General features: G+C 58.7%; 19 protein-coding genes. 5 read left to right on the forward strand and 14 right to left on the reverse strand.

The features are described 5' to 3' along the window. Together accC and aat are read left to right on the forward strand one after the other, a co-directional pair. Complete coding sequence (gene accC, locus AC1965_RS10435; RefSeq protein WP_483883808.1) at positions 1 to 1353, forward strand: acetyl-CoA carboxylase biotin carboxylase subunit; 1353 nt, start codon at positions 1 to 3, stop codon at positions 1351 to 1353. Between the two features lie 9 nt (positions 1354 to 1362). After that, complete coding sequence (aat, locus tag AC1965_RS10440; RefSeq protein WP_483883809.1) at positions 1363 to 1998, forward strand: leucyl/phenylalanyl-tRNA--protein transferase; 636 nt, start codon at positions 1363 to 1365, stop codon at positions 1996 to 1998. Here aat and AC1965_RS10445 read toward each other — a convergent pair. Next, positions 1962 to 2315, reverse strand: a complete 354-nt coding sequence (locus AC1965_RS10445) for a DUF2155 domain-containing protein (RefSeq protein WP_483883810.1) — start codon at positions 2313 to 2315, stop codon at positions 1962 to 1964. The genes aat and AC1965_RS10445 overlap by 37 nt on opposite strands. Before the next feature lie 61 nt (positions 2316 to 2376). Further along, positions 2377 to 2760 carry an NADH:ubiquinone oxidoreductase subunit NDUFA12 gene (locus AC1965_RS10450; protein WP_483883811.1) on the reverse strand — a complete coding sequence of 128 codons (384 nt, stop codon included), beginning with the start codon at positions 2758 to 2760 and terminating at the stop codon, positions 2377 to 2379. Between the two features lie 163 nt (positions 2761 to 2923). Between AC1965_RS10450 and AC1965_RS10455 the strand changes: the two genes are divergently transcribed. Beyond that, positions 2924 to 4693: an FkbM family methyltransferase gene (locus tag AC1965_RS10455; RefSeq protein WP_483883812.1), complete on the forward strand. Its 1770-nt coding sequence runs from the start codon at positions 2924 to 2926 to the stop codon at positions 4691 to 4693. An 11-nt stretch (positions 4694 to 4704) separates the two neighbouring features. On the opposite strand, the gene AC1965_RS10460 is transcribed toward AC1965_RS10455, so the two are convergent. The 12 genes from AC1965_RS10460 to AC1965_RS10515 form a co-directional block, all read right to left on the reverse strand. Then, on the reverse strand, positions 4705 to 5079 hold the full coding sequence (locus AC1965_RS10460) for a Rid family hydrolase (protein ID WP_483883813.1): 375 nt from the start codon (positions 5077 to 5079) through the stop codon (positions 4705 to 4707). A 78-nt stretch (positions 5080 to 5157) separates the two neighbouring features. Then, a complete protein-coding gene (clpX, locus tag AC1965_RS10465; RefSeq protein WP_483883814.1) occupies positions 5158 to 6426 on the reverse strand; it encodes an ATP-dependent Clp protease ATP-binding subunit ClpX in 1269 nt (422 codons plus the stop codon). Positions 6427 to 6549: 123 nt separating this feature from the next. Next, positions 6550 to 7206, reverse strand: coding sequence for an ATP-dependent Clp protease proteolytic subunit (locus AC1965_RS10470; protein WP_483883815.1), 657 nt, complete (start codon positions 7204 to 7206; stop codon positions 6550 to 6552). A gap of 122 nt (positions 7207 to 7328) precedes the next feature. Further along, positions 7329 to 8387, reverse strand: coding sequence for a c-type cytochrome (locus AC1965_RS10475; protein ID WP_483883816.1), 1059 nt, complete (start codon positions 8385 to 8387; stop codon positions 7329 to 7331). After that, entirely contained in the window at positions 8371 to 9624 is a 1254-nt protein-coding gene (gene soxC, locus AC1965_RS10480; protein ID WP_483883817.1) for a sulfite dehydrogenase, read from the reverse strand. The genes AC1965_RS10475 and soxC overlap by 17 nt, the downstream gene beginning before the upstream one ends. A 73-nt stretch (positions 9625 to 9697) precedes the next feature. Further along, positions 9698 to 11398: a thiosulfohydrolase SoxB gene (soxB, locus tag AC1965_RS10485; protein WP_483883818.1), complete on the reverse strand. Its 1701-nt coding sequence runs from the start codon at positions 11396 to 11398 to the stop codon at positions 9698 to 9700. 84 nt (positions 11399 to 11482) lie between these two features. Beyond that, a complete protein-coding gene (gene soxA, locus AC1965_RS10490; protein ID WP_483883819.1) occupies positions 11483 to 12334 on the reverse strand; it encodes a sulfur oxidation c-type cytochrome SoxA in 852 nt (283 codons plus the stop codon). Between the two features lie 45 nt (positions 12335 to 12379). Then, positions 12380 to 12709 carry a thiosulfate oxidation carrier complex protein SoxZ gene (soxZ, locus tag AC1965_RS10495; RefSeq protein WP_483883820.1) on the reverse strand — a complete coding sequence of 110 codons (330 nt, stop codon included), beginning with the start codon at positions 12707 to 12709 and terminating at the stop codon, positions 12380 to 12382. Between the two features lie 33 nt (positions 12710 to 12742). Further along, positions 12743 to 13162 (reverse strand): thiosulfate oxidation carrier protein SoxY, encoded by a 420-nt coding sequence (gene soxY, locus AC1965_RS10500; protein WP_483883821.1) that lies wholly within the window; start codon positions 13160 to 13162, stop codon positions 12743 to 12745. Between the two features lie 66 nt (positions 13163 to 13228). Continuing rightward, positions 13229 to 13699 carry a sulfur oxidation c-type cytochrome SoxX gene (soxX, locus tag AC1965_RS10505; RefSeq protein ID WP_483887028.1) on the reverse strand — a complete coding sequence of 157 codons (471 nt, stop codon included), beginning with the start codon at positions 13697 to 13699 and terminating at the stop codon, positions 13229 to 13231. Positions 13700 to 13838: 139 nt separating this feature from the next. Then, complete coding sequence (locus AC1965_RS10510; protein ID WP_483883822.1) at positions 13839 to 14426, reverse strand: thioredoxin family protein; 588 nt, start codon at positions 14424 to 14426, stop codon at positions 13839 to 13841. 17 nt (positions 14427 to 14443) lie between these two features. Further along, complete coding sequence (locus tag AC1965_RS10515) at positions 14444 to 15181, reverse strand: cytochrome c biogenesis CcdA family protein (RefSeq protein WP_483883823.1); 738 nt, start codon at positions 15179 to 15181, stop codon at positions 14444 to 14446. A gap of 92 nt (positions 15182 to 15273) precedes the next feature. Between AC1965_RS10515 and AC1965_RS10520 the strand changes: the two genes are divergently transcribed. Further along, the gene (locus AC1965_RS10520; protein WP_483883824.1) at positions 15274 to 15636 is read left to right on the forward strand and encodes a thioredoxin fold domain-containing protein; all 363 of its coding nucleotides are present in this window, start codon (positions 15274 to 15276) and stop codon (positions 15634 to 15636) included. After that, entirely contained in the window at positions 15633 to 16127 is a 495-nt protein-coding gene (locus AC1965_RS10525) for a GlcG/HbpS family heme-binding protein (protein WP_483883825.1), read from the forward strand. Before AC1965_RS10520 ends, AC1965_RS10525 begins: the two co-directional genes overlap by 4 nt.

Consider the following 16127-nt stretch of genomic DNA (forward strand, 5'->3'; position numbering starts at 1 on the left):
ATGTTCAAGAAAATCCTGATTGCCAACCGTGGAGAGATTGCCCTGCGCGTCATCCGCGCGGCCCGCGAAATGGGCATCCAATCGGTCGCGGTGCATTCCACCGCCGACAGTGACGCGATGCATGTGCGTATGGCAGACGAATCTGTCTGCATCGGACCACCGTCAAGCCAGCAGTCCTATCTGTCGATCCCCGCGATCATCGCCGCATGCGAAATCACCGGCGCCGAGGCGATCCACCCCGGCTATGGCTTTCTGTCCGAAAACGCGGGTTTTGTACAAATCGTCGAAGACCACGGTCTGACCTTCATCGGCCCCACCGCTGAACACATCCGCATCATGGGTGACAAGATCACCGCCAAGGACACAATGAAGGCACTTGGCGTGCCTTGTGTGCCCGGCAGTGAAGGCGGTGTTGCCACGCTCGAAGATGCCAAGCGCATCGGCGAGGAAGTTGGCTATCCGGTGATCATCAAAGCCACGGCAGGTGGTGGCGGCAAGGGCATGAAAGTGGCCCAAACCGCCAAGGACATGGAACGTGCGTTCCAGACCGCGCGGGCCGAAGGCAAATCAAACTTTGGCAATGACGAAGTTTACATCGAGAAATATCTGACCACGCCACGCCACATCGAAATTCAGGTGTTTGGCGATGGTAAAGGCCGCGCCGTGCATCTGGGTGAACGCGATTGTTCGCTACAGCGACGCCACCAAAAGGTGTTCGAGGAGGCCCCCGGCCCCGCGATCACCCCTGAAGAACGCGCGCGCATCGGCAAGGTCTGTGCCGACGCCGTGGCCAACATCAACTACATCGGTGCGGGTACGATCGAGTTCCTGTATGAAAACGGCGAGTTTTATTTCATCGAGATGAACACCCGTCTGCAAGTGGAACACCCGGTGACCGAAGCTATCTTTGGTGTGGATCTGGTGCGCGAACAGATCCGTGTCGCATCGGGCATGGATATGTCATGGGAACAGGATGACCTGAAGATCAACGGCCATGCCATCGAGGTGCGGATCAACGCGGAAAAACTGCCGAATTTCTCGCCCTGTCCGGGGCGGATCACGCAGTATCACGCGCCCGGCGGCTTGGGTGTGCGGATGGACAGCGCGCTATACGATGGCTATTCGATCCCGCCCTATTACGACAGCCTGATCGGGAAACTGATTGTGCATGGGCGTGACCGCCCCGAAGCGCTGGCGCGTCTGGGCCGGGCCTTGGGCGAATTGATCGTGGATGGGGTGGACACCACCGTGCCGCTGTTCCATGCGCTGCTGGCCGAGGCCGATGTGCAATCCGGTGGCTACAACATCCACTGGCTGGAGCATTGGCTGGAAACCAACCTTGGCAATTCCTGACCGTCCGGCATGTCGGATTTAACGCCGGAAATCCTGCTGCATGGCTATTCCATCGGAATTTTCCCGATGGCCGAACACCGCGACGACCCGGACATCTTCTGGGTCGATCCGCGCCGCCGAGGGGTTTTGCCGCTTGATGGGTTTCACATCTCGCGGTCCCTGGCGCGCGCCATGCGGCGCAGCCCGCTAGAGCCGTCTATCAACCAGGATTTCGGCGGGGTTGTCGCCGCATGTGCCGACCGCGCTGATACTTGGATCAACGCGGAAATCACCAGCCTTTACAGCGCCCTGCACGATCGCGGGCAAGCGCATTCCATTGAAATATGGGAACAGGGCGTGCTGGTGGGCGGTGTTTACGGCGTCACGCTGGGCGCCGCCTTTTTTGGCGAGAGCATGTTTTCGCGCCGCACCGATGCGTCGAAAATGGCGCTGGCAGTGCTGGTCGATCGACTGCGGCGCGGTGGCTTTACCCTGTTCGACACGCAGTTTCTGACAGATCATCTGGCATCACTTGGTGCGCAAGAGATCACCCGCGCCGCCTATCATGCTCAGTTGGATGTGGCCAAGGCGGGGCATGGTGATTTCACCGGCCCACCCCAAACATCGCTTTACGATGTGGTGCAGCGCATGACCCACAAATCATAGCGCTGATGCTCAAGCCCATTCAGCGCAGGGGCAGAGCCGATCATCCAGCCGGAAAATATCGTGCCCGCGCTGCCGACTTCTGACACTTCGAGCGCCGCATAGGCATTTGCCGCAGGATCGGCCACCGGATAGCGGCAATCAATCATGACAATCGACAGATTGCCAAGGCTGACGGACTGCCCCTTAATGATGTCGATGTCGATCGTGTTGCCAGACGTCTTATCCAACGCACGCAACACACCACCGGGGCCACTGGCGACCTCTTGGGCCTGTAGCGGCGCGGCCATCAGCAGCGCGGCAATCAAAAGTTTTTTCATCGTATCACCCTTGGCAAAGACCCGCGGCCCTCGCGTGTTACATCAGGCCAACGGCCCATGATCACTCAGGCGACCAAGCCTCGTAGTCGCTGCGATCGGCAGGGTTTTCACGGCGGATCGACCCGGCAGGCGCATAGGCAAGCGCAGTCCCTGTCAGGTTTTCAATATGCGCCTTCTCCCATGGCTTGTGCACCAGTGGTTTGTCTGTCGGTGGTTCATCCCAAGTGTGGTGCAGCCAGCCATGCCAGTCTGGGCTGACGCGGCTTGCCTCCATTTCACCGTTGAAAATGACCCAGCGTTTGCTGTCATCGACATTGCGGTAATAGATATTACCCTGCGCGTCCTCGCCCACCTTGCTGCCCTTGCGCCAAGTGAAAAGCTGCGTGTTCAGCGTTTGACCGTTCCACCACGTAAGGCTGCGCAGAAGTGTGTTGAGAATGCCCATAAAGGTCTCCGTTCTTGTTGACCGATATATGCACCATGGCGGTCGTGGCGTCCAGCCTATGCCGCGGGTGTTGCAGCAAAGACCTCGTCCGGCAGGTCGGGGTGCAAACAGGCTTGGCGCAGGCAAGCGGCGCCGATACTCTCGCGCAAAACGGAGAGGCAGGATGACACACGCGCAGACGACCCCCATGGTGGTGGCAGAGTGCCACGGCGTGAAGGTGCCACATTCGCCGCTCGTGACGCCCACGCGGATCGAACGGATCAACGCGGCGCGCTATGAAGGGCAGGAAATTGCCGGCGCACTGGCCGTGGTGCAACCCGGCGACAACGTGCTGGAGATGGGCGCGGGCATGGGGCTGGTGGGTGCAATCACCGCGAAGAACACGGCCCCTGCTGCGGTTTTGTCGTTCGAAGCCAACCCTGCCCTGATCCCGCACATTCAGGCGCTTTATGATTTGAACGGGCTGAGCGATATCATCTCCGTTCGAAATCAGGTGGTTATCAGCGCCCCTACCGTGCCGAAAACCATGCCGTTTCATGTGCGCGGTTCCTTTCTGGGGTCGTCGCTGATTGACAGCGATACACGCAACACCACGCAAGTTGATGTGCCGACGGCGCGCTATGAGGACATTCGCAAGGCCTTTAAACCCGACGTGCTGTTGATGGACATCGAAGGCGGTGAACTGGAGTTTCTGCGGCACGCCAATCTTGACGGTCTGCGCGCCGTGGTGATGGAATTTCACCCCGATGCCTATGGCAGAGAGGGGATGCGAGAGTGCAAATCCATTCTGCAACGTGCGGGCTTTAGCAAGGTACAGGCCCACAGCACCCGCGTCGTCTGGACCTGTACGTTTGACGCAGACCAACATGCGCCCAAACCCGTTGATGGCTGGTCGACACGGATCACCCCGCTGCACGACGCGGTGGTGGTGCCGCCTGCGGGATCAAAGCTGGTGCAGGCGGCGGGTGTGTTGCAGGCGGACGGCAGCCACTTTGCGCAGGGAGCGTTGTGGCGCAATGGCCGCGCGCTGACCACCGCGCCGGATATGCCCCAGGGCGACATCCCGCGCCGCGAAGGTACGTGGCTGTGGGGTGGCGTGCTTTGGATGCACTTTGGCCATTTCCTGGTCGAAAGCAGTTCGCGCCTTTGGGCGCTGGATCAGATCAAAGAGAACATAGACGGCATTCTGTTTGTCCCGAAACGTCCGCGCAATGGCAGCGACGTTTTTGACTTCCAACGGGACTTCGTCGCCTTGTTGGGAACTGATGCACCCGTTGTCTGCCTTGATGCGCCCTGCCGGGTGGATCGCTTGCTGGTGCCGGGGCAAGGGTTCGGGTTGGGCCCCATGGCAAAAGGTACCGCAGATTTCCGCGCTGCCATAGCCACCCGTTTCGCCAAGGACGTAAAGGCGGACGGGCCTAAAAAGCTGTACATCAGCCGCAGCAAACTGCCCGCCGGACGGGGAAACCTGATTGGCGAAGACGCGCTAGAACAGGAATTGGCCAACGCGGGCTATACCGTATTTCACCCCGAAAAACATGACTTGCGCAGCCAGATTGCCACCTACAAGGCAGCACGGCAGATCATCGCCGCAGAAGGATCATCGCTGCATTTGCTGGCCATGGTGGCCGATGCCAAACAAAAGGTCGCGATCGTGGTGCGCCGTCCCTCATCGGCCACGCGAGGATTAGAAGATCACCTGCGCGCCTTTGCTGGCATCGAACCTGTGACCCTGTGCCGGCTGACCCGGTCGTGGAAGCCCTTGGGCGATGCCAAATCACGCCTTTGGATGGGCGAGTTGGACATGCCCGCGCTGCAAAACGATCTGGCCGATGCCGGGTTCATCGCCAAAAACAAACGCATCTGGTCATCGCTTGATGACGCCGAAGTGCGCGCGCGGCTGGGCGACGGGTTTGAGGTTGTAGAGAACTAAGTCGGCCTAGCCTAACCAACAGGCAAGACTGCCGTCACCTCAATCTCGATCCGGTCGGCCGGGTCGATCAGCTTTGCCTCGATCACGGTTGCGGCGGGTGGGTTTTCGCCGAATGTTTCGCGCAAATTGGGCCAACACGCCTCGAATTCGCGAATATCGGCCATGTAATAGACCACGCGCACCACATGGGCCATGTCTGTCCCCGCTTCAGCGAGCGCCCTCCTGATCACACCAAGGGCCGATGCACATTGCCCTACCGTGTCACAGGGCATGTCGTCGGCATGGGCGCAGCACCCCGCCACATGAACAAATCCCCCCGCCACGACGGCACGGCAATAGCCGACCTTTTCTTCAAACGGGCCGCCGGAATGTATGCGTTTGATCACGTTGATCCCTTTCGCTGGGCATAAAAAAGGCGGGCCGCGCTGGCCCGCCTGATATCATTTCGCATCGCACATTGGATGTCAGCCCGCGCTGGCGGGTTCTTTTTTGTCGGTGTCGGCATGGATCATCAAAGGCGCGGCGTCAGACATCACCGCCTCTTCATTCACCACAACCTCGGTCACCGTATCCAGCCCCGGCAGTTCAAACATCGTATTCAACAAGATGTCTTCAAGGATCGACCGCAACCCACGCGCACCAGTCTTACGTTCGATGGCGCGTTTGGCAATCGCTGCCAGCGCATCTTCGGTAAAGGTCAGCACAGTGTCTTCAATCTCGAACAGGCGCTGGTATTGCTTGACCAACGCGTTCTTCGGCTGGGTCAGAATCGTGACCAGCGCGTCCTCGTCCAGATCTTCAAGCGTCGCCAAAACCGGCAGACGACCGACAAATTCAGGGATCAACCCGAACTTCAACAGGTCTTCCGGTTCCAGATCGGTGAAAATCTCGCCGATACCGCGGGCGTCCTTGTCACGCACATCGGCACCAAAGCCCATGGCAGAGCCTTTACCACGTGCTGCGATGATCCGGTCAAGCCCGGCAAAGGCGCCACCGCAGATGAACAGGATATTCGTGGTATCCACTTGCAGGAACTCCTGCTGAGGATGCTTGCGCCCGCCCTGTGGCGGCACCGATGCCACGGTACCTTCCATCAGCTTGAGCAGCGCCTGCTGCACGCCCTCACCCGATACGTCACGGGTGATCGAAGGATTTTCGGACTTGCGGGTGATCTTGTCGACTTCATCAATGTAGACAATGCCGCGCTGTGCCCGCTCAACATTGTATTCAGAGCTTTGCAGCAGTTTGAGGATGATGTTTTCCACGTCCTCACCCACATAACCGGCCTCGGTCAAGGTGGTGGCATCGGCCATGGTAAACGGCACATCCAGAATCCGCGCCAGTGTCTGCGCCAGCAACGTCTTGCCACAGCCGGTCGGGCCAATCAGCAGAATGTTGGATTTGGCCAGTTCGATATCGCCGCCCTTCTGGGCGTGATTCAGGCGCTTGTAGTGGTTGTGTACCGCAACAGACAGCACACGTTTCGCCATCGCTTGTCCGATCACGTAATCGTCCAATACGTCGCAGATATCCTTGGGCGTGGGCACGCCGTCTGTCGCCTTCAGCCCGCTGGCCTTTGTTTCCTCGCGGATGATGTCCATGCACAGTTCAACACATTCATCGCAGATGAACACGGTCGGCCCCGCAATCAGCTTGCGCACCTCGTGCTGGCTCTTGCCGCAAAAGCTGCAGTAAAGCGTATTTTTGCTGTCGTTGCCGGAATTATTCGCCATCTCAACCCTTTCAGGTCTGTCGTGTGTGTCACGTCCCCGGATCGGAACGATAAAATTGGCCCCAAGCTTAGGCCAGCGGCCCCGGCGCTACAATCGCAAAATCGCGCGCGCCGGGATCACAATTTACTTGTCTTTCTTGCCCTTGCCGTCGGCTTTGGCATCGTCGTCCTTGCTGCGGCTTTCGACGATTTCGTCGATATGGCCCCATTCCTTTGCTTCCTCAGGCGTCATCCAAAGATCGCGGTCCAGCGCCTTTTGGACGGTCTTGAGCGGCTGACCGGAGTGTTTGACGTAAAGCTGATACATCCGCTCGCGGGTGCGTTCGATGTGGCGCGCCGAGATCAGGATATCTTCGGCCTTGCCCTGAGAGCCGCCGGAAGGCTGGTGGATCATCACTTCGGCGTTGGGCAGTGCAAAACGCATGCCCTTTTCACCGCCAATGGCGATGACAGACCCCATGGACGCCGCCATGCCGCAGACCAGGGTCGAAACCTTGGGCTTGATGTATTGCATCGTGTCATAGATCGACAGGCCTGCCGTCACTTCGCCACCGGGCGAATTGATGTACATGCTGATTTCCTTGGAGGGGTTTTCGGCCTCAAGATGCAGCAGCTGCGCGACGATCAGATGGCTCATCCCACTGTGAATCGGGCCGTTTACGAAAACGATCCGTTCCTTCAGCAGGCGCGAAAAAATGTCGTAGGCCCGTTCACCCCGGCTGGTCTGTTCGACCACCATCGGAACAAGGGTATTCATATAGGTGTCGATAGGATCGTTCATTGCTGCCTGCCTTGAGTACCTGTTCGCGGGACCATACCCACAAAACTCTTACCCAGAGATTAGTCGCCACGGTATGGGGGTTCAAGGGGGGGCCGAGACGCAAGTGGGCTGTTGAGCGGCAATCAGTCGGCAGCGCTGCGCAAATAGGCGATCAAGGCATTGATATCGCTTTCATCTTTCAAACCGGGAAAAGACATTTTTGTGCCCTTGAGATATGATTTTGGCTTTGCCAAAAATGCTGACAATTCCTCGGTGTTCCAGACCAATCCATCGTCAGCGGCACCTTGCAGCGCCTTGGAATAGCGGAAATCCGCGACCGCCGCCGCCGGGGCGTCGACAATGCCCGTCAGCACAGGACCTACGCGATTTTTCGCGCCTGAACCGATCTGATGACAGGATTTGCACTTGCGAAACACCTTTTCGCCCGCCGCCACCAGCGCCGGATCTACGCTGTCAGCCGCTGGTGCCTCGGCCACGGCAACAGGCGCATCATCCGTCGCTGCGGCGTCCACCTCGGCCGTGGTGTTTGTTTCAGATGCGGCCACTGCCTTGGCTGCTGTTTCTTCTGGCGTGACGTCCAGAACGGCGGCACGCATGGTGATTTCGACGCCGTTCTTGCAGTCGCTCATGCAGGGCTCTTGGGTGAACTGTGGCAGCTCCACCTCCGCCCTGTTATCGGGGATAAACGCGTCTTCGTTCGGCAACGCGGTTTCGGCAAAGTTCTCGGAGGAGAGCACGAAATCGTCGTCTACTTCGTCATTCAGATAGAGCAGATAGGCGGTAATTGCATAAACCTCATCCGGCTCAAGAGACTGCGCGTCGCCAAAGGGCATGGCGCGATTAACATAGTCGTAAACTGTTGAAAGATAAGGCCAGTAACTGCCGATGGTTTTTACCGGGCGGGCATTGCTCAGGCTGCCCTGCCCGCCGGTAAGCACCGGCCAGCGGCCCGTGCCTTCGCCAAATACGCCGTGGCACGATGAACATTTCGCGGTGAATATCTTGTCCCCCGTTGCGACGTCACCGCGCCCCTCGGGCAGGCCCAGTCCATCGGGGCGTACGTCGATATCCCATGCGGCGATTTCGCCCGGCGTTGCCGCCCGGCCAAGACCTAAAGGATCGGCGCCCGCTGGTGCAGCGAGACAGGCCGCCATCAGTGCAAGTTTAGGAAATTTCAACATTTTCCGCCTTTCCCTGCGCGTCAACCGCCCATGTCTGGATGCCATTGTTGTGGTAGATTGAATTGACGCCCCGCACCGCGCGCAGGGCATCTTTTGTCGGTTGGACATAGCCGGTGCTGTCATGCGCGCGGCTTTGCAGCAGCAACGGCGCGCCATCCCAGTCAAATTCGAAATAAAAGCGGTGCAGCGATTTCGGCAGGCTTGGCCCATCCATCCGCGCCGCGTGCCAGTTCACGCCACCGTCCAGCGTCACATCGACGCGCGGAATGGTGCCACGGCCCGACCACGCCAGCCCGGTCAGCACGGTTGGCCCCGCCCCATGGGTGATGGGGGCCTGCGGACTTGGATTGGTGATGACCGATTTTGCGTCCATTTCCCAGGTAAACCGCCGCGCGGTGCCATCGGCCAAAAGATCGGTGTATTTGCTGGTTTCCTCGCGGTGGTGCCAAGGTTGATCGCCCACTTCAAGGCGGCGCAACCATTTAATCCACATGTTGCCTTCCCAGCCTGGCACGACCAGCCGCAGCGGATAGCCTTGCTCGGGGCGCAGCGCCTCGCCATTCATCTTGAACGCCACCAGACAATCGTCTAGCGCCTTTTCCATCGGGATGGAGCGCGTCATCGCGGCGGCATCGGCACCTTCGGCTAAAAGCCATTTACCAGAGGGGTTTATGCCCGCTTCTTCAAGTATCAGTTTAAGTGGGACACCGGTGTACATCACGTTGTGAATCATGCCGTGGGTAAACTGGCACCCGTTCAGCTGCGCACCGCGCCACTCCATGCCAGAGTTGGCGGCACATTCCAAAAAGTAGACGTGATTTTCGCGCGGAAAACGCATCAGGTCTTGCATCGTCAGAACCAGCGGACGGTCCACAAGACCGTGAATCATCAACCGGTGCTGTGCGGGATCGACCCGCGCCACCCCGGCGTGATGACGTTCAAAGCACAGACCATTGGGAGTGATGATCCCGTCAAGATCGTGGATCGGCGTAAAGTTGATCGAGCTGACCGGATCGGCCGTCAGCCATTCCACGTTGCGGCGTTTGACATCAGCCTCAAACGACGACGGAACACCGTAGGGCGCAACGTCAACACCATCGCCCAGCTCTTGCATCCAAGGTTGGACGCTGATTGCCGGATCATCGCCGGCCCGCGCAGGGGCCGCCAATGTTCCTGCGGCAGCCGCCCCCGCCAGAAAGGCACGGCGCGATGGTCCTTTTGGGGTTTTATCTGTCATGGCTTGGCCCTCACATTTTCAAATTCAGTTTATTGAATTTGTTTGCCTGTGAGAACCCCTATTCTGACAATAATTACTCAGGCAGAACGATTTTCACCGGGGTCTCGGCCCCTTGGGACACACTGCCCAGTTTCGCGATATGGTTCTCTAGCACGTCCCAGATTGGCGGCCCCTCGGTGCCCTCGTTAACCGATGCCCACCCCGCCACGACATAGTTGCGCGACGCATCAATCGGTTCACCCGAACTCAACAGGGTCATCTCGCTGATACGTTCGCCCTGCGGTTTGGCAATGTCGATCTTGAACCCCATGCCGCCGACACGAACCATGTCGCCGCCCTGCTGGTAATAGGGGTCAGGGTTGAACAGGTTATCGCCCACGTCTTCCAAAACGACCTTAAGGAATTCGCCGGTCATTTCCGTACGGTAGACGTTGGGATAGGTCATGGCCGTGACGTTGAAAATATCTTCGCGGGTAATGTCCTGACCGGGCAGGATCGACGGGCCCCAGCGCACACCGGGGCTAAGCGCGATCTCCGCGTCACGCTCGCTTAGCATCGCGTCACAGATCACGTTGTCCCACGTCCCGTTCACATTGCCACGCCGGTAAAGAAGCGCGTCGGATTTGCCAACCACATGGGTCAATTCATCCAGATAGGGCGCGCGCTGTGCGTCGATCAGCTTGGTGATTTCGGGGTCCGGTGTGATCAGGTCGCTGAAGATCGGGATCAGCTTGTGGCGGATGCCCATCATCTGACCGTCGCGCACATCCAGATCAACGCGGCTGACAAATTTGCCGTTGGAACCGGACGCGATGATGTGGGTCTGCCCCACCAGCACCGGTTCAGGCAATGCGTCGTGGGTATGGCCCGACAGGATAACGTCGATGCCCTTGACGATGCCTGCCATTTTCTTGTCCACGTCAAAGCCATTGTGGCTCAGGCAGACCACCAGTTCCGCCCCTTTTGAGCGCACCTCGTCGACCATCTCCTGCATGTGTTCATCGCGGATACCGAATGAGTATTCGGGGAACATCCAGCCCGGATTGGCGATCGGCATATAGGGAAACGCTTGTCCGATTACAGCAATTTTTACGCCGCCACGCTCAAAAAATTCATAGGGCTTGAACAATTCCGATGGTTCGTCCCATTCGGCATCAAATATGTTCTGGCCCAGTGCCGCAAAAGGCAGACCGTTTACGATCTCTGCCACGCGCTCTGATCCCAGGGTGAATTCCCAGTGGAATGTCATCGCGTCGGGCTTGAGGGCGTTCATCACATTGACCATGTCCTGCCCTTCGGTCTTGAGACAGGTCATGGAGCCGTGCCATGTGTCGCCCCCGTCGAGCAGCAACGCATCGGGGCGATCCGAACGGATGGCGTTCAGAACAGTTGCAACACGGTCAAGCCCGCCGACCTTGCCGTAAGCCTTTGCGTGGGTCACAAAGTCGTCATAGGTCAGCGCGTAATCCAAGGGAGTGCCGCCGCCGATGCCATAGCGGACGCGAAACGCCTCGCCAGTCAGGTGCGGCACTTCGCCTTGATTGTTGCCAACGCCGATGTTCACCTCGGGTTCGCGGAAATAGATCGGCTTCAGTTGGGCGTGAATGTCGGTGACATGCATCAGGGTGACATTACCGAAGGTTTCAAACTCCAGCAGCGTGTCCTGATCAAAGCGGTCCTGCGCTGCGAGGCGCGCCCAGTTGCCAAAGCCGGACCCCCCATAGATGGAGGCCGCAGCCATAGACATTTGCAAAAAATCACGGCGGGACAGCATGGCAAGCTCCATCGGTAAACGTAGGGAAACATCCTGCCCCGGACGGGGGCAGGATCAAGATCTTTCAGACAGTCTCAAGTCGGTTTAGTTGCGCACCGAAGGTGCTTCGACAGACAGGCCATTGCCGCGGCTGGCGACGTAGAGCTCCAGCGCGATAAATTCAGGGCTGCCGGGGCTAAAGGTTTCGGCCCGCGTATCGCGGATACAGCCTTTGAAGCGCGAATGGCTGCCGTTCAGCTTGCTGTTTTTCAGACGATACACCGGAAAGCCGTTGATCTGGCCTTGGCTCAGGTGGTCGGCGCGGATCATGTTGCCAAAATTGTCTTCGTGGCAGTTCGCACAAGACAGCTCGAGCTGGCCATAGCGGGTGTAGTACATTTCCTTGCCCTGTTCCCAGACGCTCTGGGCCGGGCCGTCGATAGCCACATTTACCGGCATGCCACGCGACTGCACCGAGATCAGCGCCTCCATCGAAACGATGTCGGTCTTGTCATACTTCCAGGTGTCGGCGCCCATCTGGTTTTCGCGGCAATCGTTGATCTGCATCGCCAGAGTGCGGACTTCGCCCGCCTCTTCGTTCCACTTGGGATAGGTGGCGCGGACGCCTTTCATGCTTTCGGCCACGTCTTCGTGACAGGAGGCACAGGATTTACCCTCGGACCCTTCAACGGTATTCCAAGCCTCGATCGCCTGATCGACAAAGATCATGCCCGGGTTGTCAAAATCATCCATTTGCAGGGCCTGAGTCTCATCCGACCGGAACCGCCAACCTGACATGATTTCAGGCAACACACCGTCGAGATGTGCCGGTGCTTCGGTTTTGGTCACCATCTCGATCTCGCCGTTGATCACCAGTTCTGCGTCCTCGTCCGCAAAACCCATCATCGGGGCCGAGACCAGCAGCGCCGCCAGCGCCGTCATTGCCTTGAATTTCATGTCGTTTCCTCCCTGTTCCGGTCGCAGCTTTGGGCCAAATGCGGGTCAGCCCACAGCGATGGACTTTACCTCTTCGTAGACAGAACCATCGTCGTCGTACCAAGTGAATTTGAAATCTCCGGCCTCTGGCACGGTGGCGTCAAATTCAAAATATGGGTTGGTCGACATCGCCGGTTCCATGGTGATGTCGATGACGTTCTGACCATTGAATTCGCAGGTAAAGCGGTTGATGATCGAGCGCGGGATCACATTGCCGTCGTCATCCTTCCGCTGGCCGGATTCCATCGGGTGGCTGATCAAGGTCTTGATCGTGATTACCTCACCGGCTTCCGCTTTCTTTGGGACTTTGACGCGGGGTGTTACACCGTCTGCCATGTTCTAAAACTCCTGATAAAGAGGCGCGCGGACTTAACCGCCGCAGCCCCCGATTGTGACTTTGATCTCGGCACTGGTGCGCGCAAACGTGCCGTCTTCCAGCTTGGCGATGGCGACCACTTCTTGCGTCTTGGCCAGGCGGATACGGGTCGACGCGGTGCGTGAGCCGGCCATCGGGCCAAAGCTGAAGGTGCCGACGGGCGGCGTTGGGTTGCCGGTGGCCAGAACCATGATGGCCGAAGCGCCCGGTGCATCGACAGTGATCGGAACGGTATTACCGTTTTCCGCGATTTCTGGCGCGGTCAGGGTCACACCGGTGTCGGCCATATCGGCCCCGCCAGTGAATTCCGCGATCATTTCGTCCACCGTTGCGGCAGAGGCGCCGACGGGCAGCAAGGTCAGCGCCATGGCGCCCAGGCCCAGCCCTAGTGTTTCACGTCTTGAGAAGTTCATCTCAGTCTCCTTGTTCGACTTCGGCGCGGTGCGCCGGATAAATCTGCGAGCGAGGCCAGTGGCCGGTTACTCTTTCAACGTAGCCAGAAAGGCCACGACGTCTTCGATCTGTTGGGCCTCCAGCAAGGGTGCCAAGGGCTCACTCGCCGCGTCGCCTGTGTAGGCGTCGCCGGGACGGATGTAGCCGGTTGACTTGAAGTAGGAAGGCATCATCGACCCTTCAAAGGTCTTTTTGCTGTTGGCAACGATGCCGCGCAATTCAGCTTCGGTCCAGCGGTCACCGGCCCCGTCAAGCATCGGGCCAACCTCACCTTGAAACGGCACATCTTGCAGCGCGCTGATCTGGTGGCAGGCCACACAGTTGCCCTGTTTCTTGTCGCCCATGATGGCCGCACCATTGGCAGCATCACCCGGCGTACCGGACAGCGAGGTTTCAACCGCGCCGTAGTCATCAAAGGTCACATCGGCTGGGGCCACACCATCGGCGGCAACCAGAACCGGGGCGCCGATCAGGGCGGCGGTGACGATCCATTTCATCATAGAAGTTCCTCCCACTGCGGATCACGCATCCCTCGTGATCCCGTTATCACTGACCCTAAGGCAGTCGGGCCACAGCACGCAACAACAAATTCATAAATTTGAATAGCTATTGTGCGTGCTGCCCCAAAACGCCGGATCAATCGGTCTTACCGTCGTCCCTTTCCACGATGCGGCGCGCATGGTAGCGCTGAAAATCTTCTTCTGTATCAAGATCATAGCGCTCTTCCTTCACCCAAGTCAGAAGATCCAATGTCGTGCCAAAACTAAATGCCCCCGGCATCGCCGCTACGGCGGCCTGCGGGGCAGTAACCCCGTCTGGCACCTCTTGTGGCAAGAACATAAGCGTGGGCGTGAACAGAATCCCCCATTTGCGTGCCATTTTCTTTTCCGACAAAGTCTCGCCGTCGAAATCTGTCACCTCGACATCGCCATGCAGGTTCAGTTGCACCACAAAATAATTCTCTGTGATAAAGTCTTCGATCTCTGGGCGCGGATAAACTTCGGCGTGCATCTTGGTACAGTAGACGCAGCCGCGCTGCTCAAACATGAGCAGCAAGCGTTTGTCTTCGGCGTTGGCCTCGGCCAGATCCTCGCGCAGGTCCTTGAATGTATCGCGCATCCACGGGGCCTTGTGCAGCCCGTCATCGCCCAGTTCCGCCGCCCCAGCAGGCAGTGCGACCATAAGCGCCACAAAGGTGGATGTGATCAGTGATTTCAGTGTCATGTCAGGCTCCTTCCAGATTACCCAAATGTCGTAAATGCTGGGAACCAGCGGATCATCGCATCTGCGATCAACCGCACGCCCCCGGTGACTATCAGCACGGCAAAGAGAATCAACATCAGCCCCATCGCCTTTTCGACTTTCTGCACCAGCGCCATGTTACGCGCGGCCCAGTTCAAGAACGGCTTGGCAAACATCGCCGCCACCACGAAGGGCGCGGTCATCCCTGCCCCGTATGCGGCCAGCAGCAGCCCACCGCGCGAAATGTCCCCCATGCCCGAGGCGATCATCAGAATCGACGCCAGTGCCGGGCCGACGCAGGGCGTCCATCCAAAACCAAAGGCGAGCCCCATCACATAGGCGCCCCAGATCGACGTCGGCGCGCCGCCGCCATCAAGCCGCGCCTCACGGTAGAGCAGCGGCACCTTTACGACGCCCAGAAAATGCAGGCCAAACACCAGTAGTATCGCCGCCGCGACCCAACTAAGCGGTTCTAGGTATTGTGTAAAAACCTGCCCCAACGCCGTCGCGCCCATGCCGAGCAGTACAAAGATCGTCGTGACGCCGAGGGCAAACAGGACCGACGACAGCACCAGCCGACGCTGCGCGCCGGGCGCGATTGCCCCATCGCCGCGCAGCTCGGTCACGCTGAGACCGGCCATGTAGCTCAGGTAAAACGGCACCATCGGCAGGATGCAGGGAGTGAAAAAGCTGAGCAGTCCGGCCAGCAGCGCCCCCGCATAGGTAATGTCGAACATGGCCCCTCCCGGTCTGCGCTGGTGTGGCGCTTGATCAATTCACATATTCAAATTACGTTGAGTGTTATCCAAACGTCAATCAGGCATGCACCATGATCCGCGCAACGACTACCCTTTGCCTTGCGGCACTGACCGCCCTGCCTGCATGGGCGGTCGAATTGGTGATGGTCGAACAACCCGGCTGTATCTATTGCGAACGCTGGGATGATGAAATCGCACCGATTTACCCAAAAACCGCAGAGGGCAAATTTGCCCCGCTACAGCGCGTCAATATCCGCGCCGTCGACGATTTGCTCGCCACGTCGCGCGCTGTTGTCTTTACGCCCACGTTCATCGTGGTCGACGACGGGCGCGAACTGGCACGTCTCGAAGGGTATCCCGGCCGCGATTTCTTTTGGCCGCTGCTTGATCAGATCCTACAGGAATTCACTGAATTTGAGGGAGTACCCGAATGAAAATGCCCGTTCTTGCCCTATGCCTTGCCGCATCTTCCGCCGCGGCCGGCCCCGATGACGCCTTTGTCGAGTTTCGCAGCCTGAAACCTGAGTATGCGTTGAGAATGGCGCAAGCTGCGCTGCAATCCTGCCAAGATGCGGGATATCAGGTGGGTGTCACCGTCGTCGACCGGATGGGCGTAAGCCAGGTTTTCCTGCGCGACCGCTATGCCGGGGCACATGTGGTCGAAACCGCCCACCGCAAAGCCTGGACGGCGGTGAGCTTCCGCACCAACACCAGCGAATTGTCTGAACAGACACAGCCCGGCACCGTCTCCTTTGGCATCCGCGCAATCAGTGACGCCCTACCCTTGGGCGGCGGCATGGTCGTGCAGGATGGCGATGGGGCCACAGTGGCTGGCATTGGCGTGTCCGGCGCGCCGGGGCCGGATGCCGATGATGCCTGCGCCCAGGCAGGCATTGATGCCATCGCTGACGATATCCAATTCTAA

Source organism: Sulfitobacter sp. KMM 9851, assembly GCF_057178245.1.

Coding starts and splice junctions, on each gene's coding strand:
- accC (WP_483883808.1), top strand. CDS start 1: ATGTTCAAGAAAATCCTGATTGCCAACCGTGGAGAGATTGCCCTGCGC.
- AC1965_RS10520 (WP_483883824.1), top strand. CDS start 15,274: ATGATCCGCGCAACGACTACCCTTTGCCTTGCGGCACTGACCGCCCTG.
- soxB (WP_483883818.1), bottom strand. CDS start 11,398: ATGCTGTCCCGCCGTGATTTTTTGCAAATGTCTATGGCTGCGGCCTCC.
- clpX (WP_483883814.1), bottom strand. CDS start 6,426: ATGGCGAATAATTCCGGCAACGACAGCAAAAATACGCTTTACTGCAGC.
- soxC (WP_483883817.1), bottom strand. CDS start 9,624: ATGACAGATAAAACCCCAAAAGGACCATCGCGCCGTGCCTTTCTGGCG.
- AC1965_RS10525 (WP_483883825.1), top strand. CDS start 15,633: ATGAAAATGCCCGTTCTTGCCCTATGCCTTGCCGCATCTTCCGCCGCG.
- soxZ (WP_483883820.1), bottom strand. CDS start 12,709: ATGGCAGACGGTGTAACACCCCGCGTCAAAGTCCCAAAGAAAGCGGAA.
- AC1965_RS10470 (WP_483883815.1), bottom strand. CDS start 7,206: ATGAACGATCCTATCGACACCTATATGAATACCCTTGTTCCGATGGTG.
- AC1965_RS10515 (WP_483883823.1), bottom strand. CDS start 15,181: ATGTTCGACATTACCTATGCGGGGGCGCTGCTGGCCGGACTGCTCAGC.
- aat (WP_483883809.1), top strand. CDS start 1,363: ATGTCGGATTTAACGCCGGAAATCCTGCTGCATGGCTATTCCATCGGA.
- AC1965_RS10445 (WP_483883810.1), bottom strand. CDS start 2,315: ATGAAAAAACTTTTGATTGCCGCGCTGCTGATGGCCGCGCCGCTACAG.
- AC1965_RS10510 (WP_483883822.1), bottom strand. CDS start 14,426: ATGACACTGAAATCACTGATCACATCCACCTTTGTGGCGCTTATGGTC.
- soxA (WP_483883819.1), bottom strand. CDS start 12,334: ATGAAATTCAAGGCAATGACGGCGCTGGCGGCGCTGCTGGTCTCGGCC.
- AC1965_RS10450 (WP_483883811.1), bottom strand. CDS start 2,760: ATGGGCATTCTCAACACACTTCTGCGCAGCCTTACGTGGTGGAACGGT.
- soxY (WP_483883821.1), bottom strand. CDS start 13,162: ATGAACTTCTCAAGACGTGAAACACTAGGGCTGGGCCTGGGCGCCATG.
- soxX (WP_483887028.1), bottom strand. CDS start 13,699: ATGAAATGGATCGTCACCGCCGCCCTGATCGGCGCCCCGGTTCTGGTT.
- AC1965_RS10455 (WP_483883812.1), top strand. CDS start 2,924: ATGACACACGCGCAGACGACCCCCATGGTGGTGGCAGAGTGCCACGGC.
- AC1965_RS10475 (WP_483883816.1), bottom strand. CDS start 8,387: ATGTTGAAATTTCCTAAACTTGCACTGATGGCGGCCTGTCTCGCTGCA.